At 62.0% G+C, this 24375-nt stretch carries 22 protein-coding genes; 12 read left to right on the top strand and 10 right to left on the bottom strand.

The window, feature by feature from the left end; genetic code table 11:
• Window positions 1-92: 92 nt before the first annotated feature.
• Window positions 93-1145 (bottom strand): aldo/keto reductase, encoded by a 1053-nt coding sequence (locus RG836_RS19470; protein WP_310848578.1) that lies wholly within the window; start codon window positions 1143-1145, stop codon window positions 93-95.
• A 125-nt stretch (window positions 1146-1270) separates the two neighbouring features.
• On the opposite strand from RG836_RS19470, the gene zapE reads away from it, so the two are divergent.
• The 3 genes from zapE to chrA are packed head-to-tail and all read left to right on the top strand — an operon-like array spanning window position 1271 to window position 4211.
• A complete protein-coding gene (zapE, locus tag RG836_RS19465; protein WP_310848577.1) occupies window positions 1271-2389 on the top strand; it encodes a cell division protein ZapE in 1119 nt (372 codons plus the stop codon).
• A gap of 35 nt (window positions 2390-2424) precedes the next feature.
• Window positions 2425-3012 carry a DinB family protein gene (locus RG836_RS19460; protein ID WP_310848575.1) on the top strand — a complete coding sequence of 196 codons (588 nt, stop codon included), beginning with the start codon at window positions 2425-2427 and terminating at the stop codon, window positions 3010-3012.
• Window positions 3009-4211, top strand: a complete 1203-nt coding sequence (gene chrA / locus RG836_RS19455; protein ID WP_310848573.1) for a chromate efflux transporter — start codon at window positions 3009-3011, stop codon at window positions 4209-4211. Before RG836_RS19460 ends, chrA begins: the two co-directional genes overlap by 4 nt.
• Window positions 4212-4353: 142 nt before the next feature.
• On the opposite strand, the gene RG836_RS19450 is transcribed toward chrA, so the two are convergent.
• Both RG836_RS19450 and RG836_RS19445 read right to left on the bottom strand, forming a co-directional pair.
• Entirely contained in the window at window positions 4354-6105 is a 1752-nt protein-coding gene (locus RG836_RS19450) for a phosphoethanolamine transferase CptA (protein ID WP_310848571.1), read from the bottom strand.
• A 210-nt stretch (window positions 6106-6315) separates the two neighbouring features.
• The gene (locus tag RG836_RS19445) at window positions 6316-6495 is read right to left on the bottom strand and encodes a DUF6026 family protein (protein WP_310848569.1); all 180 of its coding nucleotides are present in this window, start codon (window positions 6493-6495) and stop codon (window positions 6316-6318) included.
• A gap of 286 nt (window positions 6496-6781) precedes the next feature.
• Between RG836_RS19445 and gnd the strand changes: the two genes are divergently transcribed.
• From gnd to RG836_RS19430, 3 genes are read left to right on the top strand one after another with little or no spacing between them, the layout of a single operon-like run.
• Window positions 6782-7762 (top strand): phosphogluconate dehydrogenase (NAD(+)-dependent, decarboxylating), encoded by a 981-nt coding sequence (gnd, locus tag RG836_RS19440; RefSeq protein ID WP_310848567.1) that lies wholly within the window; start codon window positions 6782-6784, stop codon window positions 7760-7762.
• Window positions 7759-9282 carry a glucose-6-phosphate dehydrogenase gene (gene zwf / locus RG836_RS19435; RefSeq protein ID WP_310848565.1) on the top strand — a complete coding sequence of 508 codons (1524 nt, stop codon included), beginning with the start codon at window positions 7759-7761 and terminating at the stop codon, window positions 9280-9282. The genes gnd and zwf overlap by 4 nt, the downstream gene beginning before the upstream one ends.
• On the top strand, window positions 9279-10100 hold the full coding sequence (locus RG836_RS19430; protein ID WP_310848563.1) for an HAD family hydrolase: 822 nt from the start codon (window positions 9279-9281) through the stop codon (window positions 10098-10100). The genes zwf and RG836_RS19430 overlap by 4 nt, the downstream gene beginning before the upstream one ends.
• Before the next feature lie 63 nt (window positions 10101-10163).
• On the opposite strand, the gene efeO (RG836_RS19425) is transcribed toward RG836_RS19430, so the two are convergent.
• The 4 genes from efeO (RG836_RS19425) to efeU are packed head-to-tail and all read right to left on the bottom strand — an operon-like array spanning window position 10164 to window position 14364.
• A complete protein-coding gene (efeO, locus tag RG836_RS19425; protein WP_310848561.1) occupies window positions 10164-10988 on the bottom strand; it encodes an iron uptake system protein EfeO in 825 nt (274 codons plus the stop codon).
• 23 nt (window positions 10989-11011) lie between these two features.
• On the bottom strand, window positions 11012-12295 hold the full coding sequence (gene efeB, locus RG836_RS19420; protein ID WP_310848559.1) for an iron uptake transporter deferrochelatase/peroxidase subunit: 1284 nt from the start codon (window positions 12293-12295) through the stop codon (window positions 11012-11014).
• A gap of 18 nt (window positions 12296-12313) precedes the next feature.
• Window positions 12314-13513 (bottom strand): iron uptake system protein EfeO, encoded by a 1200-nt coding sequence (efeO, locus tag RG836_RS19415; RefSeq protein ID WP_310848557.1) that lies wholly within the window; start codon window positions 13511-13513, stop codon window positions 12314-12316.
• 8 nt (window positions 13514-13521) lie between these two features.
• Complete coding sequence (efeU, locus tag RG836_RS19410; RefSeq protein ID WP_310848555.1) at window positions 13522-14364, bottom strand: iron uptake transporter permease EfeU; 843 nt, start codon at window positions 14362-14364, stop codon at window positions 13522-13524.
• A 262-nt stretch (window positions 14365-14626) separates the two neighbouring features.
• Between efeU and RG836_RS19405 the strand changes: the two genes are divergently transcribed.
• The gene (locus RG836_RS19405; RefSeq protein ID WP_310848688.1) at window positions 14627-15643 is read left to right on the top strand and encodes an AraC family transcriptional regulator; all 1017 of its coding nucleotides are present in this window, start codon (window positions 14627-14629) and stop codon (window positions 15641-15643) included.
• A 145-nt stretch (window positions 15644-15788) separates the two neighbouring features.
• Here the strand turns inward: RG836_RS19405 and RG836_RS19400 are convergent, their stop codons facing one another.
• Window positions 15789-15926, bottom strand: coding sequence for a hypothetical protein (locus RG836_RS19400; protein WP_310848553.1), 138 nt, complete (start codon window positions 15924-15926; stop codon window positions 15789-15791).
• 81 nt (window positions 15927-16007) lie between these two features.
• On the opposite strand from RG836_RS19400, the gene RG836_RS19395 reads away from it, so the two are divergent.
• From RG836_RS19395 to RG836_RS19375, 5 genes are all read left to right on the top strand, one after another.
• Window positions 16008-17672 carry an AMP-binding protein gene (locus tag RG836_RS19395; protein WP_310848551.1) on the top strand — a complete coding sequence of 555 codons (1665 nt, stop codon included), beginning with the start codon at window positions 16008-16010 and terminating at the stop codon, window positions 17670-17672.
• 15 nt (window positions 17673-17687) lie between these two features.
• Window positions 17688-18449, top strand: a complete 762-nt coding sequence (locus tag RG836_RS19390) for an SDR family NAD(P)-dependent oxidoreductase (protein WP_310848549.1) — start codon at window positions 17688-17690, stop codon at window positions 18447-18449.
• Window positions 18450-18461: 12 nt separating this feature from the next.
• Window positions 18462-19655 (top strand): acetyl-CoA C-acyltransferase, encoded by a 1194-nt coding sequence (locus tag RG836_RS19385; RefSeq protein ID WP_310848547.1) that lies wholly within the window; start codon window positions 18462-18464, stop codon window positions 19653-19655.
• 136 nt (window positions 19656-19791) lie between these two features.
• A complete protein-coding gene (locus RG836_RS19380; RefSeq protein ID WP_310848545.1) occupies window positions 19792-20919 on the top strand; it encodes an acyl-CoA dehydrogenase in 1128 nt (375 codons plus the stop codon).
• A gap of 13 nt (window positions 20920-20932) precedes the next feature.
• Window positions 20933-21706 (top strand): enoyl-CoA hydratase, encoded by a 774-nt coding sequence (locus tag RG836_RS19375; RefSeq protein WP_310848543.1) that lies wholly within the window; start codon window positions 20933-20935, stop codon window positions 21704-21706.
• 271 nt (window positions 21707-21977) lie between these two features.
• On the opposite strand, the gene RG836_RS19370 is transcribed toward RG836_RS19375, so the two are convergent.
• Both RG836_RS19370 and RG836_RS19365 read right to left on the bottom strand, forming a co-directional pair.
• Window positions 21978-23129: an acyl-CoA dehydrogenase family protein gene (locus RG836_RS19370; RefSeq protein ID WP_310848541.1), complete on the bottom strand. Its 1152-nt coding sequence runs from the start codon at window positions 23127-23129 to the stop codon at window positions 21978-21980.
• Window positions 23130-23132: 3 nt separating this feature from the next.
• Complete coding sequence (locus tag RG836_RS19365) at window positions 23133-24239, bottom strand: enoyl-CoA hydratase/isomerase family protein (protein WP_310848539.1); 1107 nt, start codon at window positions 24237-24239, stop codon at window positions 23133-23135.
• Between the last annotated feature and the right edge of the window lie 136 nt (window positions 24240-24375).

Genomic DNA, 24375 nt, shown 5'->3' with positions numbered 1-24375 from the left:
TCCAATCACTGCTAACGACCGAGTGATTGACGGCATCTATGATGGCGCTAATGCTGTCAGCCAACCCACTCCCACATGCAAATCGGCCAGGCTCAGGCCGCGGGAATCACGTTGGGCTCGAGAGGCTTGCCGCCCGAATAGCGCTCGGCCGAACCGCTGATCGTACCGTGGGGCACGCCTTTCTCCAGTTCGCTGGCGCCATCGAGCCGCGCCACTTGGTCGGTGCTCAGGTTGAGCGTCAGTGCGCCCAGGGTGGCGTCGAGTTGCTCACGGGTGCGGGAGCCGAGGATCGGGATCAACGCGGTGGTCGAATGCCTGGCCTTGTAGCGCAACCAGGCGATGGCCACGTGGGTCGGGCTGACGCCCAGCTCGGTCGCGACTGCGAGCAGATTGTCCAGCAGCGTGGTCTGCCGGGCGTTGCTCTCGGCGTGTACAAGCACACCCAGTTTTGTCGCGCGGCTGTCGGTGTTGCCTTCGCGGTATTTGCCGGTGAGAAAGCCGCCGCCCAGGGGCGACCACAGCGTCGCGGCCAGGCCAAGCGCTTCGGCCATCGGCAATTGTTCGCGTTCGGCGGTGCGTTCGGCGAGGCTGTATTCGATTTGAATCGCTGCAATCGGCGCGAAGTTGCGCACTTCGGCCAGCAAGTCGGCGCGGGCGATGCGCCACGCCGGGAAGTTCGACAGGGCGCCGTAGTGAATCTTGCCAGCGCGTACCAGGTCATCGAATCCGCGCAGAATTTCTTCCATCGGCGTCACGCCGTCGCTCATGTGCGCATAGAACAGATCGAGATGGTCGGTGTTCAGCCGCTTCAGGCTTTCTTCCACCGCGCGGACCATGTTTTTGCGGTTGTTGCCGGTGTGGGAAATGCCCGCAGCCGGGGTGGTCCCTAGGGAGTACTTGGTGGCGATCACCAGGTTGTCGCGCTCGGCCTGGATGAATTCGCTGAGCATGCCCTCCGACTGACCACCCTGATAACCGTTGGCGGTGTCGATGAAATTGCCGCCTGCCTCCAGGTAACCATCGAAGATGCGTTTGGCCTCGTCCCGCTCAGCGCCATGGCCCCAACCCGTGCCGAAATTACCGGCGCCCAGCGCCAGTTCCGAGACTTTCAAGCCGGTTTTACGACCAAATACTCTGTAATGCATGGGGGAGAACTCCGAGGAAAAACGTCAGCTAATTTAGATGTCTTGAAACATGTATTAAATATGATTGGAGTCATCTATATCGTCAAGAGGCATACTGGGCGCCTTTCGTTCAGCGTAGCTTGTGTATGCCTATCGACTCCCCTCTCAGCGCCTGGCAGGACGCCGTCGCGAATCAAGGTTTTGTCCAGGATGAAGCGCAGGAACAGGCGGTCTGGGCGTTGCAGACTTGTCATGACGCCCTGCATCAGGGCCGCTCGCCGATTACCGGTGTTTACCTTTGGGGTCCGGTCGGCCGGGGCAAGACCTGGTTGATGGACCAGTTCTATCAAACCTTGCGAGTGCCGGCCCGGCGTCAGCATTTCCATCATTTCATGGCGTGGGTGCACCAGCGCTCGTTTCAGCTCACCGGCATTGCCGACCCGCTTAAAGCGCTGGCCAAGGAATTGAGCGCCGAGGTGCGGGTGCTGTGTTTTGACGAGCTGTTTGTTAACGACATCGGCGACGCGATCATCCTCGGCCGCTTGTTTCAAGTGATGTTCGAGCAGGGCGTGGTGATCGTCAGCACCTCCAACCTGCCGCCGGAGCAGTTGTACGCCGACGGCTTCAACCGCGACCGATTTATCCCGGCCATCACCGCCATTCAAAAGCACATGCAAGTGATAGCCGTGCAGGGCGCCGAGGACCATCGGCTGCACCCCGGCACCCTGCAGCAGCGTTATTGGGTAGCGAAGGCGGATCAGTCGAGCGCGCTGGCGTCGGTGTTCGACACCTTGACCGAGGGCCAGCCAACCGTCAGCGGATCAGTGCCGATCGGTTACCGCTCGATCAATGTGCAGCAGGCCAGTGAAAACGTGCTGTGGTGCCGCTACGCTGAGTTGTGTGAACAGCCGTTTTCGGCGATGGATTTCATGGCCCTGTGCGATCGCAATCGGGCGATTCTGCTCAGCGAGGTGCCGGCCCTGAGTGCCCGTCAGCGCCCCGGCCGGATCGCTCGCGGCACCGAGGACGCGGCGGCGCAGGTGGTGGCTGGCGATCGCGTGTTGCCGCAATTGTCAGTGCACGACGACGGTGTGCGGCGCTTTATCGCCCTGGTCGACGAGTGTTACGACCGCAAGGTGCCGTTGTACATCGAAGCCCAGGTGCCGATGGACGCGCTGTACACCGAAGGCTATCTGGAGTTTCCGTTCCGCCGCACCCTCAGCCGGTTGCAGGAAATGCAATTGCAGCGGTTTGGCGGCGCCTGAATTTGACGGGGCTGTAATCAAAGGGAGTGATCAGCATGAATCAGCCGTTATCCCATCATCTGTTGACCCAGGCCTATCAGAACGCCTGGGCCAATCACCGACTGGCCAAAGCCTGGGGCCAATTAAGTACCGCGGAACTGACCGCGCCACGGGTGAGTTTTTTTCCGTCGATCCGCGCCACCCTCAATCACATCCTGACCTGCGACTGGTTTTACCTCGACGCCCTCGAACGCGAGCTGCGCGACGAGCCGCCAAATCCCGATTGCAACGTGTTCTTCACCCGCGAGCAGCCCTGCGTGCGCTACGGTGAATTGCAACGCGAGCAAGCCATGGTCGATCGACGCCTGATCGCCTATTGCGAGCAACTGCAAGATGGCGACCTGAACCGCATTGTCACCATCGCCCGCGAGACTCCCCAGCACGACACTCGCCTGCGCCTGCTTTCGCACCTGTTCGAACATCAGATGCATCATCGCGGCCAAGTGCACGCGATGCTCAGCGGCACTTCGGTGGAGCCGCCGCAACTGGACGAGTTTTTCTGCACTGGCGAAGCACATCTGCGCGCGGCGGATTTTGCTGAACTGGGCTGGACCGAAGCGCAGATCTGGGGCTCGGCTCAATGACGGCAAGCAACGACGTGGCAGCGGCGCGCAGCGCACCGAGCTGTTGGGCGGTGTTCCTGGTGTTTTTGCGTTTGGGGCTCACGTCGTTCGGCGGTCCAGTGGCGCACCTGGGCTATTTTCGCGAGGAATTCGTGATTCGGCGCCGCTGGCTGAGCGAGCCTGCGTATGCGGAACTGGTGTCAATCTGTCAATTCCTGCCAGGGCCGGCGAGCAGTCAGGTCGGGATGGCACTGGGGTTATCCCGCGCAGGTTATCGCGGCGCCTTGGCGGCATGGGTCGGTTTCACGCTGCCTTCGGCAATACTGCTGGCGGTGTTGGGCGTGGGCATGAGCGATTCGCTTTGGACCCTGCCGGCCGGCGTGGTGCACGGTTTGAAGCTGGTGGCGGTGGCCGTGGTTGCTCAAGCAGTCTGGGGTATGGCCCGCAGTTTGTGCGGTGGAGCGTTGCGCAAGAGCATCGCCTTGATAGCAGCAGCCGTGACCCTGGCCTGGCCGGGTACCGCCGGACAATTGGCCGCCATGCTGTTGGCAGCGGGGGTGGGGATAGTGTGGCTCCACAGTTCGGCACCGGACGACGTAGAGGGCTTGGCGGTGCCGATCAGCCGTCGTGCCGCGCGGGGCTGGTTGCTGTTGCTGGCGTTGCTGTTTGTAGGTTTGCCGCTGCTAGTGCTGATCGAACCCTCAACGTTGCTGGCATTGGCTGAGCGTTTCTTTCGCACGGGGGCGCTGGTGTTCGGGGGCGGGCATGTGGTGTTGCCGCTGTTGCAACAGGATGTTGTCGCGCCTGGATGGCTGGCCAACGATGTATTTCTCGCCGGCTACGCGGCGGCGCAAGCCGTCCCGGGGCCGCTGTTCACCTTTGCCGCATTCCTCGGCGGCGCTCTCCACGGTTGGAGTGGTGCGCTGGTAGCCGTAGTCGCGATCTTCCTGCCGTCGTTTTTGCTGGTGGTTGGGGTCTTGCCGTACTGGCAATCATTGCGGCGCTTGGTTGGGGTCGGCGCTGCGGTAGCCGGGGTCAATGCGGCCGTGGTCGGCCTATTGTTGGCGTCGCTGTACCAGCCATTGGTCACCGAGACGATCCATGGTGTGCTGGATGCTTTATGGGTGCTCGTGGCGCTGGTGGCCCTGATGCGATGGCGTTGCCCGCCGTGGATGCTGGTACTCGTTGCGGTGCTGCTGGGCGCCGTGGCCGACGCATAAAAAAGGCGTCCCGGAGGACGCCAACTTGTCCATCTCGAACCACGGAGCAGGGCGGTTCGAGGTCTGTCACTCAAGAGCAGGTGGGCAGTCTGTGGGCCGGCGATTAACGCGGGGTTAAAGCGCCGTCCGTCGACAGAGCGCCTTAGTCCTGCGCCACTTTCGGTTCGAATGGCGCCGGAATCACTTTCGGCTTCATCAAGCTGAAGTCGATCAAGGCCTTTTGCTGGCGCTCATAGGGGTTACCGATCAACAGCGGGCGTGCCTTGAAGCTGTCGCTGACCAGGCTTTTGCTGTGATCCAGCTCATCGAAACTCAGCCCGGCCAGATCGGCCCAGGTGTGAATCAAGTGCGAGCTGCTGTAAGGGCGGCTGAGGTCGCCGGCAAAATTCCAGTCGTGATTTTCACGCCACTTCGGCGAAGCCCAGGCCATGAACGGAATGGTGTACATCGGCGCGGTCGGCTTGGCTTCGTTGCGGCCCAGGGTGGTGTGGCCGGGCGAATCGAACACGTCTTCGCCGTGGTCGGACAGGTACAGGAGGAAGCCGTTCGGGTCGGACTTGGCGTAGTCCTTGATCAGGCTCGACACCACGAAGTCGTTGTACAGCACCGCGTTGTCGTAGCTGTTATAGGTGGGCACCTGATCGTCGCGAACCCCCGCCGGTACGCCCTGGCGATCCTTGAATTTGTCGAAGGTCGGCGGGTAGCGATACTGATAGCTCATGTGCGTGCCGAGCAGATGCACCACGATCAACTTGCGCGGCGCGCTGTCGGTCAGTGCTTTGTTGAACGGCGCAATCACGTCGCCGTCGTACTGCGCGGCGTTCTGGTTGCGGTTGTTGTTCAAGTAAACCTGCTCGTCCGCCTGCTCGGAGAAGGTGGTGAGCATGGTGTTGCGCTTGGTCATGGTCTGCTGGTTGGTGATCCAGAAGGTCTTGTAACCCGCCTGCTTCATCATGCTGACCAGCGACGGCGTGGACAGGTACAGGTCCGGATTCTCTTCATCAGCGAAGGTCAGCACCTGCTGCAAGGCTTCGATGGTGTAAGGGCGCGGGGTGATGACGTTATCGAACACCGCCAGTTGGTCCTTGAGCTTGTCCAGTTCCGGCGTGGTCTTGCGCGGGTACCCGTAGAGGCTCATGCGCTGGCGGTTGGTCGACTCACCGATCACCAGCACCAGGGTTTGCGGCTGCCCCGCGGTGCTGTCCTTGAGATTGTGCAGCGGCGGGATCTGGCTGGCGCTGTCGAGCATCGCCTGCATGCTGGCCAGGGTGTCGAGGTAACGGTGATAAGCCACGGCCATCTGCCACGGCACTGCTGGCTCGATGCGGGTTTCGAACTTCTCGAAGCCGCCGGCAAAACTGCCGGTGCGCGCAGTTTGCTTGATCAGCGGGTAGCCAACCACTGCAACTACCACCACCAGCGCCGCGACCATCGCCTGGCCACGGGGCAGGTTCAGCGGACGCAGGCGAGTCCAGAGGAACACAGCGACGGCCGTGTGGGCGAGGAACGCCGCGACCATCCACCAGGCGAAGTATTGGGTCATGTACTCGCCGGCTTCAGAGATGTTCGACTCGAACATAATGAAGATGACGCTTTGCGAGAACTCTTGCTGATAGATGAAGAAGTAACCCAGGCTGGCCATGGAGCAGGCCCACAGCACCACACCGATCACCGCCGCCAGCAACCGCGTGCGGGCCGGGAACAGCAGCATCGGCGCGAGCCAGAACGCACTCATCACAAAGGCCTGACGGAAACCGGTAAACCCGGAAGTGTCAGTGACCAGAATCAGCAGTTGGGTAATACCCGAAAAGTACCAAAAGAACAGGAACATCCATGCCAGACCGGCCCAATCGAAACCTTTCGCAGTCGTAGTGCTGCGTTTAAACATCGCCATTCAGCGCTCCAGCCAACCAAGAGACGGCCGACCGGGCAGTGAGACGCCGACGAACGGACGCACTGATACCCGGCAGGCCAGAAAAGGCCGGCAGTATTACCAAGGCAATGTGAAAACTTCGTCATTTTTGCCCGCAAAGTCGGGGCAGGGGAGAGTCATTGATTCAAGGCAGGAAACCGCTGCGGGCGGTTTCCTGAAAGACCCGATAAATCAGGCGCGAGAAGCGTGCATCAGCGGCACGGGTTGGGCGCTCTGGCCCTGGATTAACTGGCGCATCTGCGCGAGTTCCTGCTTCAGCTGGTCGCGCTCGTCTTTTAACTGGCGCAGTTCGTCGCGACGGATCGTCACGTAGAGGGTTTGTGCAGGTCGTGCTGGAAGTGCTGTGCCCATTGCTCACCTCGCAAATGGCGTGTTTCAACTGTCAGTTTGCTGCCCGGACGGGCTTCAAAACTCACTATCGGCGCCGATTTTGATTTCTTTTGCGCGGGAATGGAACTTTTTTATTTTTCACGGTCGTTGTGTCTTCTTTGCGACGGCGAACGTTATCGATGGGATAGGCTGTCGACATCGGGCAGAATGCCCGGAAACTATGTCGGAGCGCTCTGGACTAACCACAACAGTCGCAGTGCGCTATAACCTGTGACACACCTTTATTAGCAGTAAGGAGCATCAGCACATGCAACTCGGGATCATTGGACTGGGCCGCATGGGCGGCAATATTGCGCGGCGCCTGATGCTCGATGGGCACACCACCGTCGTCTACGACCGCAATACCGCTTTCGTTGAAAACCTGGTGGGCGAAGGCGCGACTGGCGTCGCCGACCTGGCAGGCCTGGTTGCCGGTCTGGAAAAACCACGGGCTATCTGGGTCATGCTGCCAGCCGGCGCGCCGACCGAAGACACCATCAACGATTTGAGCAACCTGCTCGAGCCTGGCGACATCCTGATCGACGGCGGCAACACCTTCTATAAAGACGACATTCGCCGGGCCAAGACCCTCGCGGAAAAAGGCCTGCACTATGTCGACGTCGGCACCTCCGGCGGCGTCTGGGGCCTGGAGCGCGGTTACTGCATGATGATCGGCGGTGACGCCGAAACCGTGACCCACCTCGACCCGCTGTTCGCCAGCCTGGCGCCGGGCATGGGCGACATCCCGCGCACCAAGGACCGCAAGTCCGATGACGACCGTGCCGAGCGCGGTTACATCCACGCCGGCCCCGCCGGGTCCGGGCACTTCGTCAAGATGATCCACAACGGCATCGAGTACGGGATGATGCAGGCCTTCGCCGAAGGCTTCGACATTCTCAAGACCAAGGCCAGTGAAAGCCTGCCGGAAGACCAGCGTTTCGACCTCAATGTCGCAGACATTGCCGAAGTCTGGCGCCGTGGCAGCGTGGTCTCGTCCTGGCTGCTCGACCTCACCGCCGACGCCTTGGCCAGCGATCCGAAACTCGACGGTTACTCCGGCTCCGTGGCGGACAGCGGTGAAGGCCGTTGGACCATCGAAGCCGCCATGGAGCAATCGGTGCCAGTGCCGGTGCTGTCCAACTCGTTGTTCTCGCGCTACCGCTCCCGTGGCCAGGGCACCTTTGGCGACAAGATCCTCTCCGCCCAGCGCTTCGGCTTCGGCGGCCATGTGGAGACCCCGAAAAAATGACTTCACCGATCCGCAAGAAATCCAAGGCAGAACCCGCACCCCCGACCACGCTGTTCCTGTTCGGTGCCCACGGTGACCTGGTCAAGCGCCTGCTGATGCCGGCGCTGTACAACCTCAGTCGTGACGGCTTGCTGGGGGATGGCTTGCGGATCATCGGTGTTGACCACAACGCCATCAGCGATGAGGACTTCGCCAAGAAACTCGAAGACTTCATCCGCACCGAGGCTGCCGGCAAGGTTGGCAAGGGCGATCAAGTCCTCGACCCGGCCTTGTGGGCCAAACTGGCCAAGGGCATCAGCTACGTCCAGGGTGACTTCCTGGACGACGGCACGTATTCCGCCATTGGCGACAAGATCGCCGCCAGTGGCACCGGCAACGCGGTGTTCTACCTGGCCACCGCGCCGCGTTTCTTCAGCGAAGTGGTGCGTCGGCTCGGCGCGTCCGGGCTGCTGGAGGAAACCCCGGAAGCGTTCCGCCGGGTGGTGATCGAAAAACCATTCGGCTCCGACCTGCAAACCGCTGAAGCGCTGAACGCCTGTCTGCTCAAGGTCATGAGCGAGAAGCAGATCTATCGCATCGACCATTACCTGGGCAAAGAGACGGTGCAGAACATTCTGGTCAGCCGTTTCTCCAACAGCCTGTTCGAGGCGTTCTGGAACAACCATTACATCGACCACGTGCAAATCACCGCGGCGGAAACCGTCGGCGTTGAAACCCGTGGCAGTTTTTACGAACACACCGGCGCGCTGCGCGACATGGTGCCGAATCACCTGTTCCAGTTGCTGGCCATGGTCGCCATGGAACCGCCGGCAGCGTTCGGCGCCGATGCGGTGCGCGGCGAGAAGGCCAAAGTGGTCGGGGCGATCCGCCCTTGGTCGGTGGAGGACGCGCGGGCCAACTCGGTGCGCGGGCAGTATGCCGCCGGCGAGGTGAACGGCAAGGCCCTGGCCGGGTATCGCGACGAGAACAATGTCGCGGCGGACAGCACCACGGAAACCTACGTCGCGCTCAAGGTGATGATCGACAATTGGCGCTGGGTCGGCGTGCCGTTCTACCTGCGCACCGGCAAGCGCATGAGCGTGCGCGACACCGAGATCGTCATCTGCTTCAAACCGGCGCCTTACGCGCAGTTCCGCGACACCGAAGTGGACGAATTGCAGCCGACCTATTTGCGCATCCAGATCCAGCCCAACGAAGGCATGTGGTTCGACCTGCTGGCCAAGCGCCCGGGGCCGGCACTGAACATGGCTAATATCGAGCTGGGGTTCGCCTACAAGGACTTCTTCGAAATGCAGCCGTCGACCGGCTATGAAACCCTGATCTACGACTGCCTGACCGGCGACCAGACCTTGTTTCAGCGCGCCGACAACATCGAAAACGGCTGGCGCGCGGTGCAACCGTTCCTCGATGCCTGGCAGCAGGACGCGAGCGTCGAGCACTACCCGGCGGGCGAAGACGGCCCGGCGGCAGGGGATGAACTGCTGGCCCGCGACGGCCGCGTATGGCACAGCCTCGGATGAGTGAGCAACCGACCCACGCCATCCGTTTTTTGCTCAGTGACATGGACGGCACCTTGCTGCTACCCGATCACAGCCTCAGCCAAGCGACCATTGCCGCCGTTCGTGCCTTGCGTGAGCAGGGCGTGCTGTTCAGTCTGGCCACCGGTCGGCCGCCGAAAGCCATGCTGCAGCAGATCGAAGCGCTCGGCGTCGACCTGCCGACCGCGGCGTTCAACGGCGGCACGCTGGTCAACCCGGACGGTTCGATCCTGATGGCGCATTACTTGCCGGTGCACGCAGCGTTGACCGCGTTGTCGTTGTTCGTCGATCAGCCCGGCGTCGAAACCTGGGTATTCTCCGGCGGCGACTGGCTGGTCAAGGACCCGCATGGACCGATGGTGCCGCGCGAACAGCGCGGTCTCGGCTACCCACCGGTAGTGGTCGAGAGCTTCGAACCGTACCTGGAGCGCATCGACAAAATCGTCGCCACCAGCGCCAACACCGAACTGCTGATCGAACTCGAAGCGCGCCTGCATCCCCTGGTCGATGGCCAGGCGCAGGTGTCGCGTTCGCAACCGATCTACCTCGACGTCACTGCGATGAAGGCCAACAAGGGCGAAGCCTTGGCGACCCTGGCCGAATTCCTCAATGTCCCCTTGGAACACACCGCGGCCATGGGCGATGGCGGCAATGATCCGGCGATGTTCCATCGCGCCGGGTTCTCGATTGCCATGGGCCAGGCCGAAGACACGGTGAAGCGTCAGGCCGATGTGGTCACCGGGGCCAACACCGAGGACGGTGCTGCCCAGGCGATCGAGCGCTACATCCTGCGTCGCTGACCGTTAAAAACCCAAAGCCCGCGCCTGATCGAGTCAGGCGCGGGCTTTTTTGTGGGCGCAGGCTTAGTTCAACCCGAGCTTGCCACGCAGGGTCGAGAGGTCTTCGGCCAGGGTGTTGACCGGCCCGACCAGCGCCTTGCGGTCGTTTTCTTTGACTTTGTCGTAAGTCTCGAAACCGCCGTCACTGGTTTTGTACTTGGCCAGGATCTTGTCCACGGTGGCGAAGTTCTTGTCGACCTTGGCGATAAACGCTTTGTCCTGTTTCTCTAGCTGTGGGTGGAACAAGTCGACGATTTTCTTCGCGCCGTCGATGTTGCCCTGGAAGTCATAGAGGTCGGTGTGGCTGTAGCGGTCCTCTTCGCCGGAGATCTTGGTGGCGGCGACTTCTTCCAGCAGCGCGGCGGCACCGCCAACGACTTTTTCCGGCGGGAAGGTCAGGCCGGCGACGCGGGTTTGCAGGTCTTTGACGTCTTTGTTCAAGCCATCCGCCAGCTCATCCAGGCCCTTGGTGGTGTTTTCTGCGAACAGCGAGTACTCGAGGCGGTGAAAACCGGTGAAGTCTTCGGCCTTCACGCCTTTTTCGTGATCGTCCACCCGCGAGTCGATCGAAGCATCGAGGTCACTGAACAGCTCGGCAATGGGCTCGATTGATTCGTAGAACACCCGGGTCGGCGCGTAGAGTTTTTTCGCGGTCGCCAGGTCGCCTTTTTTCACGGCATCGGTGAAGGCCTGGGTTTGCGTGCCGAGTTGGTCGAGTTGCTCGGTGACGTAGATTTTGTAATCCGACACCGGGGTGACCAGGTCCAGGGGAGCCGTCGCCGCGAAGGCCGACAGCGGAGTGTTGAGCAAGTCAAGGGTCAGCATTAACGCGAGGGGCGACTTTTTCATGGGACGGTTCCGTGGGGTGAGAGTTATGCAGCGGTGGTCGGTTGGATGGCGTTAAGCAATGAGCGACCGATGAAGTCTTTGTCGCCGATCACGCCCGGCAAGGTGAAGAAATAGCCCCCGCCCACAGGCTTGAGGTATTCCTCCAGCGGCTCGCCATTGAGCCGGGTTTGCACGGCGATAAAACCCTTGTCGAGGTCGGCCTGGTAACAGATGAACAGCAGGCCCATGTCGAGCTGACCGTTCTTGTTCACACCGTTTGAATAGTTGAACGGCCGACGCAGGATCAGGTTGGCCTGGCTCGCGGCGGTGCGCGGGTTGGCCAGGCGAATGTGCGCGTCGAGTTTGGTCAGTTTGCCTTCGGGGTCCTTGCTGTAATCCGGGACTTCGGATTCGTGTGCGCCGCCGATGGGCGCGCCGCTGGCCTTGATTCGGCCGAGGATGCTTTCCTGTTCCTGCAACGGCGTGCGGTCCCAGCGTTCGACGAAATTGCGGATGATCCGCACCGCTTGATAACTGCCATTGGCCGCCCAGGCCGGTTCGTCGCTGCCGGGCTGGACCCACACCAGGCTGTCCATGGCCTTGGCGTCGTTGGAGTCGGGATTAGCCGAGCCGTCGCGGAAACCCAGGAAATTGCGCGCGCTCTGCGCCGGTTCGCCAGGCTTTGCCGGGGCTTGCGGCGGCACACTGCCTTCCTGCTTCCAGCGCACCAGCAGCAGGTCCGGCAGGTTTTTCACGATATCGCGCAGAGCGTGGATGTTAGTGTCCGGGGTGTTAGAGCAAAACTGCAGGCTCAAGTCGCCATGGCAGCAGTCGGCTTCCAGCGCGTCGTTGGGGAAACCGACCATGCGGATCAGCCGTTTGGGTTTGACGTCGGCCAGGCCGAAACGCTCATCGAACAGCGACTCGCCCACCGACACGGTGATGGTCAGATTGTCCGGGGTGACCACCGGGCCGAGAATCCCCGAGTCCACCGGCGGCAGTTTCGGATCGACCTGCGGTACCGGGCCGCCGGTCATCAGGAACGCGATGCGTTCGTTGAGGGTGCGAAACAGCCGCTCTAAATCTTCGCGATCGCTGGCCAGGACGTCGAACGACACCAGCATGCCCGCCGTCGGGCGCGGGGTGACGATGCCGCTCTGGTGCCGTCCGTGAAAATCGTGGCGGTCATCGGTCTTGTCGCTGCGCGGTGCCTCGGTGACTTGCGCCGGGTTGGCGGCCATCGCCGGGCAGCTCAAGGCCACGCCCGCCGCGCCCATGCCTATCAGGACACGGCGGCGTTGCAGGTTGAAGGGTGCTGAATCAGTCATCTAAAACTCGTCTTGTGCTTACAGGCCCGAGAGGCCAAGGGCGGGATCGATTCCATCGAGTGCGTCGGCCACAGCCTTGGCCTTGTTGGCGATCTGCTTGCGTTGCTCGGCGCTGACGCTGTCATACGAGGTATAGCCGTCGGCGACCTTGAAGCCATTGAGCTCGGCAGCCAGCTCGGTCACCGCGCTGTCGAGAGGCGGCAGCAACGACGCGGCGGATTTGCTCAGCAGCGGCCGCAGCAACTCGACGACCTTGCGCGCGGCTTGAAGATTGCCGGCAAAACCGTTGAGGTCGCTGTGGCTGTAGCGTTCTTCTTCACCACTGCCAGCGCGCCCATCGGCCAGGCTGTGCAGGTTGCGCGCGACGATGCTCACCAGTTGTTCCGGCGGCAGGCTCTGCGCCAGCAGTTGTTGCTTGAGGCTGGTCACGTCGGTCAGCAGCCGTTGGGCGATCGGCGCCAGGCCAGCGAGGTTGCGTTGCTGGAACAGCGCGTATTCCAGGCGATGGAAACCGACGAAGCCTGGATCCTGCTCGCGTTTTTCGAAGTAATCGGCGCGGGCATTGATACGGTTATCGAGCTCCGCCAGGCGTTGCGCGGCCGGGGCCAAACGCTGATACGCCGCGCGGGCCGGCAGGTATAGCGCTTGCGCCTGGCTCAGGTCACCGGCGTCGATGGCTTGCTGCAATGCGCTCACCGACTGGATCAGCGCATTGCCCTGGCTGCTCAGGTACACCCGGAACTCTGACAACGGCCCGATAAACGCCACCATCGACGGCTTGGCTTTAGCGGCGGCGTCCGATGCGGCAGTCGGCGTTACGTGCAGGGTGCCGCGCGGATTGCTCAACAGGCCGCAGGTGATGGCGTAATCGCCAGGCAACAGGTTGGCGTTGATGATCTGGCTGAGGCCGGGAGCGATGTTCTCGCGTTCTTCGACCACCAGCACGCCGTCGAGAATTTCCCACTCAACTGCCCGGTCGGAATGGTTGACGATGCGGAAACTGGCCTTGCCGGCGGGCACCGTCAGCGCGTTCGGCTCGCAGCTGTGGGCGTTGATGGTCACCAGCACTTCGTTGTGATTGGCCTGGCGCTTGGACGCCGCCAGTTGTGAGGCGTAATAGAACAGGCCACCGGCGGCGATCATCACGATCACCGAACCGGCCAGCGCCCAGCGCAATGCGCGAGGTGGCGTTGCCGCTGGAGGAATAGGCGTAGACATGAAAGCCCTTACTGACTGGAAGCGGAAGAGGGTGCCTTGACGGCAGGGGCGGGCGTCGGGAGCAAAAACATCACCAGCGCCACGGCCAGGTAAATCAGGTAGGCACCGAGGGTGCTGACGGTGGGCGCGTCCTGGTAACCGAACATGCCGGCCAGCACCGAGCCGAGCGGGCCGTCCATCGGCAGCGTCGCGCTGAAGTCGAACAGCACCGTTTGCCCGTGATTCCACAGCCCGGCTTCATGCAGCGCCTGTACCGAGTTGGCCAGAATCCCCGCAGCCACCAGCAGAATGAACAACCCGGTCCAGCGGAAAAACGCGCCGAGGTTCAGGCGCATGCTGCCGCTGTAGATCAGGCAGCCGACGATGATCGCCAGGATCAGCCCGAGCAGGGCGCCAATCGGCGCTCCCAGGCCCTCACTTTGCTGGAATACCGCGAGCAGGAAGAACACCGTTTCCAGGCCTTCGCGGGCCACGGCGAAAAACACCATGGCGATCAGCGCGAACACCTGGTGCTTCGAGCCGGCGAGGGCATAGTCGAGGGATTCGTGCAGGGCATGCTTGATCGAACGCGCCACTTTGCGCATCCAGAACACCATGGAACTGAGAATGGCCACGGCCACCAGGCCCACCACGCCCTCGAACAGTTCTTGCTGTTTCTGCGGAAACTCGGCACTGACCAGTTCCAGACCACCGCCCACCAGCAACGCCAGTGCGGCAGCCAGAAACACGCCGATCCACACCGCCGGCATCCACTGGCCACGGCCGGTCTGTTGCAGGTAACTGGCGATAATGCCGACGATCAAAGCCGCTTCAATGCCTTCGCGCAGCATGATCAAAAAAGGGACAAGCATTCAGCACCAGGTCGATTTAGATAGGGTGCTAATTTGTAACATAATGACATTCATTCTCAAACGACAGTGGTTGACATTTAGCTGAACCTAAGCTGAACAACTGCCAGATCGCCACCATTGCTGCTTTTTTGTGGGAGCCAGCCTGCTGGCGATGGCGGCATGTCAGTCACAGCACCGTTGGCTGACACTCCCTCTTCGCGAGCAGGCTCAGGATTGCGCTAAGATGCCCGCACCCCAAAGGAACAAGGCCCACCCCGTTCACATGTCGGAAAAAGACACCATCTCCTTGCACCTGGTGCGTGAAGCGCTGCTGCAAAGCTGCGCTCCAGGCGCGGCCACTGAGGAAATTCTCGGCAAGGTCGGCCTCGCGCCGGCGTTGTTGTTGCAAGACGATGCTCGCGTTTCGGCCACGACCTACGCACGGCTCTGGCGGTTGCTGGCCCGGCGCAACGACGACGAATTTTTCGGCATGGACCCGCGCAAGCTCAAGTCTGGCAGTTTCGAGTACCTGTGCCGCTCGGCCATGGCGCAGGATTCGCTCGGCGCGGGGTTGGGTTCGGTGCTGGGGTTTCTTTCGCTGATGCTCGACCACCTGCCGGCGCAATTGGTGCGGCAGCAGAGCCTGGCGGAAATCGTCTTGCTCGAAGAAGCGCGGGAGCCACGGCGTGCGTTCACCTATTTCACTTATTGGATGATTGTCCACGGCGTCGCCTGTTGGCTGGGGGGTCGTCGTATTCCGATCCTGGCCATCGAGTTGCGCTGCGCCCAGCCGGATTTCTGCGCCGATTATCAGGTGATGTTCTCGGAAAACCTGCGTTTCGACCGGCCACGCACGCGGATGATTTTTTCCGCCGACGGCCTCGATGCGCCGATCAAGCGCAGCGCCGAGGAATTGAAGCGCTTCCTGGCCCATGCGCCGGCCAATATCCTGGTCAAGTACCGCGATCCGGAAAGCCTGGCCAGCCGGATCAAACAGGGCTTGCGCCAATTGCCCGCCGAGCAGTGGCCGGAAACCGAAGGACTGGCGCAAGGCCTGGCGATGTCGGCCTCGACCTTGCGCCGACGCCTGGCCGACGAGGGCCAGACCTATCAAGGCTTGAAGGACGGCGTGCGCAAAGAATTGGCGATTGTCTGGCTGGCGGAACCGAGCATCAGCTTCAGCGAAATCGCCACGCGGCTGGGCTTTGCCGATGCCAGCTCGTTTTACAAAGCGTTCCGCAAATGGTCCGGCTCGAATCCGGGGCATTACCGCAGCTTGATCCTCAACGACACTCACTGAGCTGGACTCTGTCTGCCTGCAAGGCCGCCATCGCTGGCAAGCCAGCTCCCACAGTGGTCCCCAGCGAACCCACCATCTGTGCCCGACACAACACCTGTGGGAGCCTGGCTTGCCAGCGATGAGGCCGGTACTGCCACCACACCATTCAGACCAGGTTGGTTTCAATTAACTGAACACACCACAACACCTGTGGGAGCTGGCTTGCCAGCGATGAGGCCGGTACTGCCACCACACCACCCAAACCATGGCCAAACCAGTCAAGCAACTTGATGGCTTTGACCATTGCTCCAAACCCCGCGCCGGGCGAGTATTTCCCTGGTTTTACGGTTCCCCCACCTAAAAACAAAACAGAGGGATTCTGGCCATGCGCGATTACTTGTCTGCCACGTCACAGTTCGATTACCAGCACACCGTCAACGCCGCGCTCAGTGGTGATCTGCAAGCGCTGAACGCCTGCGTCGAATGCTGCGACCGGCATGCCTTGCCGGGGCGCATCGCCTTGTTCTGGGAAGGTCGCGACGGTGCCAGCGCCACGTTCACCTTCAGCGATCTGCAAGACAAAGCCGCGCGTTTCGCCAATTTTCTTTTGGCTCAGGGCGTGAAGAAGGGCGACAAAGTCGCCGGCCTGTTGCCGCGCAATATTGAATTATTGATTACCGTGTTTGCCACCTGGCGCATCGGCGCGGTGTATCAGCCCTTGTTCACCGCATTCGGCCCCAAAGCCCTCGAACACCGCTTGCAATGTTCCGGTGCCGCAGTGGTGGTAAGCGACGCGGTCAACCGCCCCAAACTCAACGAAGTGGAAGGCTGCCCGACCATCGTCACCGTCGGCGGCGCCAAGGGCGAGGGCATCGTTCGGGGCGACTTCAGTTTCTGGGCGGAACTGGCCAACCAGTCGCCCGACTGCGAACCGGTATTGCTGAGCGGCGAAGATCCGTTCCTGCTGATGTTCACATCCGGCACCACTGGCCCGTCGAAAGCCTTGTCGGTGCCGCTGAAAGCCATCGTTGCTTTCCAGAGTTACACCCGCGACGCCGTCGACCTGCGCCCGGAAGACGCGTTTTGGAACGTTGCCGATCCGGGCTGGGCCTACGGCATCTATTTCGGCGTTACCGGGCCGATGTCCATGGGCCACCCGATCACCTTTTACGATGGCCCGTTCACCCTCGAAAGCACTTGCCGGGTGATCAACAAATACAACATCACCAACCTCACCGGTTCGCCGACCGCGTACCGCTTGCTGATTGCTGGCGGCGACGGATTCGCCCGTTCGATCAAAGGCAAACTGCGCATCGTCAGCAGTGCTGGCGAGCCGTTGAATCCCGAAGTGATCCGCTGGTTCGCCGACCACCTCGGCGTGGTGATTCACGACCACTACGGCCAGACCGAACTGGGCATGGTCCTGTGCAACCACCATGGCCTGGAACACCCGATCCACCTCGGCGCCGCCGGTTTTGCCTCACCGGGTCATCGCATCGTGGTGCTCGACAACGACTGCAACGAACTCGGTGTCGGACAGCCGGGCATCCTCGCCATCGACCGCACGCAGTCACCGATGTGCTGGTTCGCCGGTTACGAAGGTGGGCCGACCAAAGCCTTCGTCGGCAACTATTACCTGAGCGGCGACACCGTGGAGTGGAACCCCGACGGCAGCATCAGTTTTGTCGGGCGCAGCGATGACGTGATCACCACCTCGGGTTATCGGGTTGGCCCGTTTGACGTCGAAAGCGCGCTGATCGAACACCCCGCAGTGATCGAGGCGGCGGTGGTCGGCAAACCCGACGCCGAGCGCACTGAGCTGGTCAAGGCCTTCGTAGTGATCAACGAGCAGTACCGCGCCACCCCGGAGCTGGCCGAAGAACTGCGCCAGCACGTGCGCAAGCGTCTGGCCGCCCATGCTTATCCCCGTGAAATCGAATTTGTCAGCGACTTGCCGAAAACCCCAAGCGGCAAATTGCAGCGCTTTATCTTGCGCAACCAGGAAATCGCCAAGGCTCAAGAGGCCGCGGCGCACAACGTTTCAGCTTGAACCCAAGGAACTGTGATGGACATTCAGAACAAAGCTTTTCTTGTCACCGGTGGTGCCTCCGGCCTCGGTGCTGCCACCGCTGAGATGCTGGTCAAGGCCGGCGCCAACGTGATGCTGGTGGACCTGAACGCCGACGCCGTCGCGGCCAAGGCACAAGCGCTGGGCTGCCAGAGCGTGGTCGCCGACATCAGCAACGAAGCCGCCGCCGAAGCGGCCGTGCTGGCCGCTGTGCAGGCGTTTGGTGGGTTGCATGGGCTGGTCAACTGCGCCGGTATCGTCCGTGGGGAGAAGATCCTCGGTAAGAACGGACCCCATGCCCTGGCCAGTTTTGCCCAGGTGATCAACGTCAACCTGATCGGTAGCTTCAACATGCTGCGCCTGGCCTCGGCCGCTATCGCCGAGAGCGAGGCGAATGCCGATGGCGAGCGCGGGGTGATCATCAACACCGCCTCGGTGGCGGCGTTCGACGGGCAGATCGGCCAGGCGGCCTATTCCGCATCGAAAGGCGCGATCGCCAGCCTGACCTTGCCCGCCGCCCGGGAACTGGCGCGCTTTGGCATCCGTGTAATGACCATCGCCCCGGGCATTTTCGAAACGCCGATGATGGCCGGCATGACTCCGGAAGTGCGTGACTCCCTGGCCGCCGGCGTGCCGTTCCCGCCGCGCCTGGGCAAGCCTGACGAGTACGCCGCGCTGGTGCGGCATATCATCGAAAACAGCATGCTCAACGGCGAGGTCATCCGTCTCGACGGTGCCTTGCGCATGGCCGCCAAGTAAGGAGGATTTGTCATGTCCAACCACAATGACCCGATCGTAATCGTCAGCGCCGTGCGCACGCCTATGGGCGGTTTCCAAGGTGAACTGAAAAGCCTGAGTGCGCCGCAACTGGGTGCGATCGCCATTCGCGCGGCGGTCGAGCGCGCCGGTGTCGCCGCGGACGCGGTTGAAGAAGTGCTGTTCGGCTGCGTACTGTCCGCAGGCCTCGGCCAGGCCCCGGCGCGCCAGGCTGCACTGGGCGCCGGCCTGGATAAATCCACCCGTTGCACCACCCTGAACAAAATGTGTGGCTCGGGCATGGAAGCGACCATTCTGGCTCACGACAGGCTGATCGCCGGCAGTGCCGAGGTGGTGGTCGCAGGCGGCATGGAAAGCATGTCCAACGCGCCGTATCTGCTGGACCGCGCCCGCAGCGGCTACCGCATGGGCCATGGGCGGGTGCTCGACCACATGTTCCTCGACGGTCTCGAAGACGCCTACGACAAGGGCCGGCTGATGGGCACCTTCGCCGAGGATTGCGCTGAAACCAATGGCTTCAGCCGCGAAGCCCAGGACGCGTTCGCCATCGCCTCGACCACCCGCGCGCAACAGGCGATCAAGGACGGCGCGTTCGACGCGGAGATCGTCCCGCTGACCGTGACCATCGGCAAAGAGCTGGTGGAAATTCGCCACGACGAACAGCCGCCAAAAGCCAAGCTGGACAAGATCACCTCGCTGAAACCGGCGTTCCGCGACGGCGGTACGGTGACCGCGGCCAACTCCAGCTCCATTTCGGACGGCGCGGCGGCGCTGCTGTTGATGCGCCGATCCGAAGCCGAGAAACGCGGCCTCAAGCCTTTGGCGGTGATTCACGGCCACGCGGCTTTCGCCGATACCCCGGGCTTGTTCCCGGTGGCGCCGATTGGCGCGATCAAGAAACTGCTGAAGAAAACCGGCTGGAGCATTGACGAGGTCGAGCTGTTCGAAGTCAACGAAGCTTTCGCCGTGGTGGCACTGGCGACCATGAGCAAACTCGAAATCCCCCACGAGAAACTCAACGTCAACGGCGGCGCCTGCGCCCTCGGCCATCCGATCGGTGCGTCCGGCGCACGGATCCTGGTGACCCTGCTCGCGGCCCTGCGCACTAAAGGCCTGAAACGCGGCGTGGCGGCGATCTGTATTGGTGGCGGCGAAGCGACGGCGATGGCCGTGGAATGTTTGTACTGACGACCAAAAAAACTGTGGGAGCCTGGCTTGCCAGCGATGAGGCCATCACATCCGACATCGATGCTGACTGACCCATCGCCATCGCGGGCAAGCCGCGCTCCCACAGGGTCTGTATTTCAACCAGTTAGGACAAGTCATGATCCCCAACGACGAACAAACCCAAATCAGCGAAGCCGCCCGCCAGTTCGCTCAGGAGCGTCTGAAGCCGTTCGCCGCCGAATGGGACCGCGAGCATCGCTTCCCGAAAGAAGCCATCGGCGAAATGGCCGAGCTGGGCTTCTTCGGCATGCTGGTCCCGGAACAATGGGACGGCTGCGACACCGGTTACCTGGCCTACGCCATGGCTCTGGAAGAGATCGCCGCTGGCGACGGCGCCTGCTCGACCATCATGAGCGTGCACAACTCGGTGGGCTGCGTGCCGATCCTCAAATTCGGCAACGACGATCAGAAACAACGCTTTCTCAAGCCCTTGGCCAGTGGCGCCATGCTCGGCGCCTTCGCGCTCACCGAACCCCAGGCCGGTTCCGACGCCAGCAGCCTGAAGACCCGTGCACGTCTGAACGGCGATCACTACGTGCTGAACGGCTGCAAACAGTTCATCACGTCCGGGCAGAACGCCGGGGTGGTGATTGTGTTCGCGGTGACCGATCCCAGCGCCGGCAAACGCGGGATTACCGCGTTGATCGTGCCTACCGATTCCCTGGGCTATAAAGTCGCGCGGGTCGAAGACAAGCTCGGCCAGCATGCCTCCGACACCTGCCAGATCCTCTTCGAGGACGTGAAGGTGCCGGTGGCCAACCGTTTGGGCGAGGAGGGCGAGGGTTACCGTATCGCCCTGGCCAACCTCGAAGGCGGCCGCGTCGGCATCGCCGCGCAATCGGTGGGCATGGCTCGCGCGGCATTCGAAGCGGCGCGCGACTATGCGCGCGAACGTTCGAGCTTCGGCAAGCCGATCATCGAGCACCAAGCCGTGGCGTTTCGCCTGGCGGACATGGCCACGCAAATCGCCGTCGCCCGGCAAATGGTGCACTACGCCGCCGCACTGCGGGACAACGGCCAACCGGCGCTGGTGGAGGCCTCGATGGCCAAGCTGTTCGCTTCGGAAATGGCCGAGAAGGTTTGCTCGTCGGCGTTGCAAACCCTCGGCGGTTACGGTTACCTCAACGATTTCCCGCTGGAGCGTATTTACCGCGACGTGCGGGTTTGCCAGATCTACGAAGGCACCAGCGACATTCAACGCATGGTGATCTCGCGCAGTCTTTAAACAGGAATTTTTTATGAGCTACGAAACGATTTTGCTGGAAACCCAGGGCCGCGTTGGGCTGATTACTCTGAACCGTCCGCAGGCGCTGAACGCGCTGAATGCGCAACTGGTCAGCGAACTGAACCAGGCCCTCGACAGCCTCGAAGCCGACGCCAACATCGGCTGCATCGTCCTGACCGGCTCGAAGAAAGCCTTCGCCGCCGGTGCCGACATCAAGGAAATGGCCGAGCTGACTTACCCGCAGATCTACATGGACGACCTGTTCAGCGACAGCGACCGGGTGGCCAACCGTCGTAAGCCGATCATCGCTGCAGTCAATGGCTTCGCCTTGGGCGGCGGTTGCGAACTGGCGCTGATGTGCGACTTCATCCTGGCCGGCGACAACGCCAAATTTGGCCAGCCGGAAATCAACCTCGGCGTGCTGCCGGGCATGGGCGGCACCCAGCGCCTGACCCGCGCCGTGGGCAAGGCCAAAGCCATGGAAATGTGCTTGAGCGGGCGCCTGATCGATGCGGTAGAAGCCGAGCGCTGCGGTATCGTTGCGCGCATCGTGGCCAGCGATGAACTGCTCGACGAAGCGCTGAAAGTCGCCACGCAAATCGCCAAAAAGTCTCTGCCGATTGCCATGATGGTCAAGGAGAGCGTCAACCGAGCCTTTGAAGTCAGCCTCTCGGAAGGCGTACGTTTCGAACGTCGGGTGTTCCATGCCGCATTCGCCACCCAGGACCAGAAAGAAGGCATGGCGGCGTTTATCGGCAAACGCGAGGCGGAGTTCACCGGGAAGTGATGTGGCGTTAGTGCCGGCTTTTTCGCGAGCAGGCTCGCTCCCACTAGGATTTTTGCTGGTTTGGAGTATTGGGTTTACAGCCCAGCCAGCTCCCCCAAGATTTTTGCTGGGCTGGGCTGGGCTGGGCTGGGCTGGGCTGGGGTACTGGGTTTACAGCCTCACCACCGGAACTGTGGGAGCTGGCTTGCCAGCGATGGGGCCATCACAGCCAACACAAATCGCCTGACCCACCGCCATCGCTGGCAAGCCAGCTCCCACAGAGGGGGGCGGGTTAAATCTGGTAGTTCTTCAATTCCCGGGCAATCACCAGTCGCTGGATCTCGCTGGTGCCTTCGTAGATCTGCGTGATCCGCGCGTCGCGGTAGTAGCGCTCCACCGGATAGTCCTCGAGGTAGCCGTAGCCGCCATGGATTTGCATCGCTGAGGAGCAGACTTTCTCGGCCATTTCCGAAGCGAACAGCTTGGCTTGCGAGGCTTCTGAGAGACACGGTTGGCCGGCACTGCGCAGGCGCGCGGCGTGCAGGATCAGCAGGCGCGCGGCGTTGAGGCGGGTGTGCATGTCGGCCAGCAGGTTGGCGATGCTCTGGTGCTCGATGATCGCTTTGTCGAACTGCTTGCGGTCCCGCGCATAGGCCAGTGCCGCCTCGAACGCGGCGCGGGCGATGCCCAGGGCCTGGGCGGCGATGCCGATCCGGCCGCCTTCGAGGTTGGACAGGGCAATGGCCAGGCCTTTGCCTCGCTCACCCAACAAATTGGCTTCGGGCACCGTGCAGTTGTTCAGCGTCACGGCGCAAGTGTCGGACGCGCGGATGCCCATCTTGTGTTCGGTGCGGTCGACTATAAACCCGGCGGTGTCAGTCGGCACCAGGAACGCCGAAATGCCTTTCTTGCCCAGTTCAGCGTCGGTCACCGCGAACACAATCGCCAGTTTCGCCCGTTTGCCATTGCTGACGAATTGTTTGGCGCCGTTGATCACCCATTGGCCGTCGCGCAGTTCGGCGCGGGTGCGCAAGTTGTGCGCTTCGGAACCCGCCTGCGGTTCGGTCAGGCAGAAACAGCCGATGGCCTTGCCGCTCGCCAGATCCGGCAGCCAGGTGCGCTTCTGTTCTTCAGTGCCGAAATTCATCACCGGCCCACAGCCCACCGAGTTATGGATGCTCATCAGCGCGCCAGTCGCGCCGTCGCCGGCGGAAATTTCTTCCACCGCCAAGGCGTAGGCCACGTAGTCGACGTAAGTGCCGCCCCATTCCTCGGGGACAACCATGCCCAGCAGGCCAAGCTCGCCCATTTTCGCCACCAGGGCGTCGTCAATCCAGCCAGCCTTTTCCCAGGCTTGGGCGTGGGGCGCGATCTCGCCACGGGCGAAATCCCGGGCCATGTCGCGGATCATCACTTGTTCTTCGCTCAATTCGAGGTCGTGCATGGCTCAGCTCCCGCTCTGCGCAAAACCGTTGAAGAAACCCGCCACCGTCGCCGCATCGAGCGCGTGCAAGGTCGGCGGGTTCCAGCGTGGGTTCTTGTCTTTGTCGATGATCAAGGCGCGCACGCCTTCGATCAGGTCGCCGCGTTCGAACCATTGGCGGTCGAGGTGCAGCTCCAAAGCGAAACAGTCTTCCAGGCTCAAGTAGCGACCACGGCGCAGCATCTCCAGGGTCACCCCCATGGCCAGCGGCGAACGGCTTTCCAGCAGGTCGGCGGTGGCGGTAGCCCAGGCGTGGCTGTCGGCGACTGTCACCGCGCGCAATTGCTCGACCATGCTCGCTACATCCGGCAGGCCGAAGAAGTGGTCGATGGCAGGGCGTAGTGCCGCGATAGGTGCATCCGGCAGTTGCTGCACCGCGAGTTTAGCCAGCAGGCTTTGCAGGTCTTTGAGCGGCGTGTCGTGCCATTCGAGGTGGTCGAGGCGTTGATCCAGCTCGGCCAGGCGCTCGCTCTCGATGTACCAGTCGGCCAGGCCGCAATACAGCGCATCGGCGGCGCGAATCTGCACGCCGCTGACGCCCAGGTAAATCCCCAGTTCGCCGGGGATGCGCGGCAGGAAATAACTGCCGCCGACGTCCGGGAAATAACCAATGGCCACTTCCGGCATGGCCAGGCGACTGCGTTCGGTGACCACGCGCAAATCCGCGCCTTGCACCAAGCCCATGCCACCGCCGAGGACGAAGCCGTCCATCAGCGCCAGCACCGGTTTGCGGTAATGGTGAATGGTCAGGTCGAGGGCGTATTCCTCGACGAAGAAGTCTTGATGGAGGGTGTCGCCGTTTTTGAAGCTGTCGTACAGCGAACGGATATCGCCACCGGCGCAGAAGGCTTTGTCTCCGGCACCGCGCAACACCACGGCGTGAATCCGCGGGTTATCGGCCCAGGCGTCGAGGTGGTGCTGCAGGCTGCGGACCATCTCCAGGGTGATGGCGTTGAGGCCGGCGGGGCGGTTGAGGGTCAGGTGGCCGATGTGATTGCGCACCTCGGCCAGCACGGCGTTGGGCGTGGCGTCCATGGCCGGGGCCGCGGAGGATGTAACCTGAGCAGTCATCACTAACTCCCTGCTTTTATTGTTTTTTATAGAGTGGCTCGCGCGCGAGCGATGCCGGATCGTACCAGTGCAAATTTGCCCTGTACAACCGGCATCCATGCAGGGGGAGTTTGCGTTTTTGCAATGGGCGAGGTGC

Origin of the sequence: Pseudomonas rhizozeae, assembly GCF_031583775.1 — a bacterium.
GTDB lineage: Bacteria > Pseudomonadota > Gammaproteobacteria > Pseudomonadales > Pseudomonadaceae > Aquipseudomonas.
The sequence above is the reverse complement of the archived record's forward strand: the minus strand, read 5'-3'. Positions and strand labels throughout refer to the sequence as shown.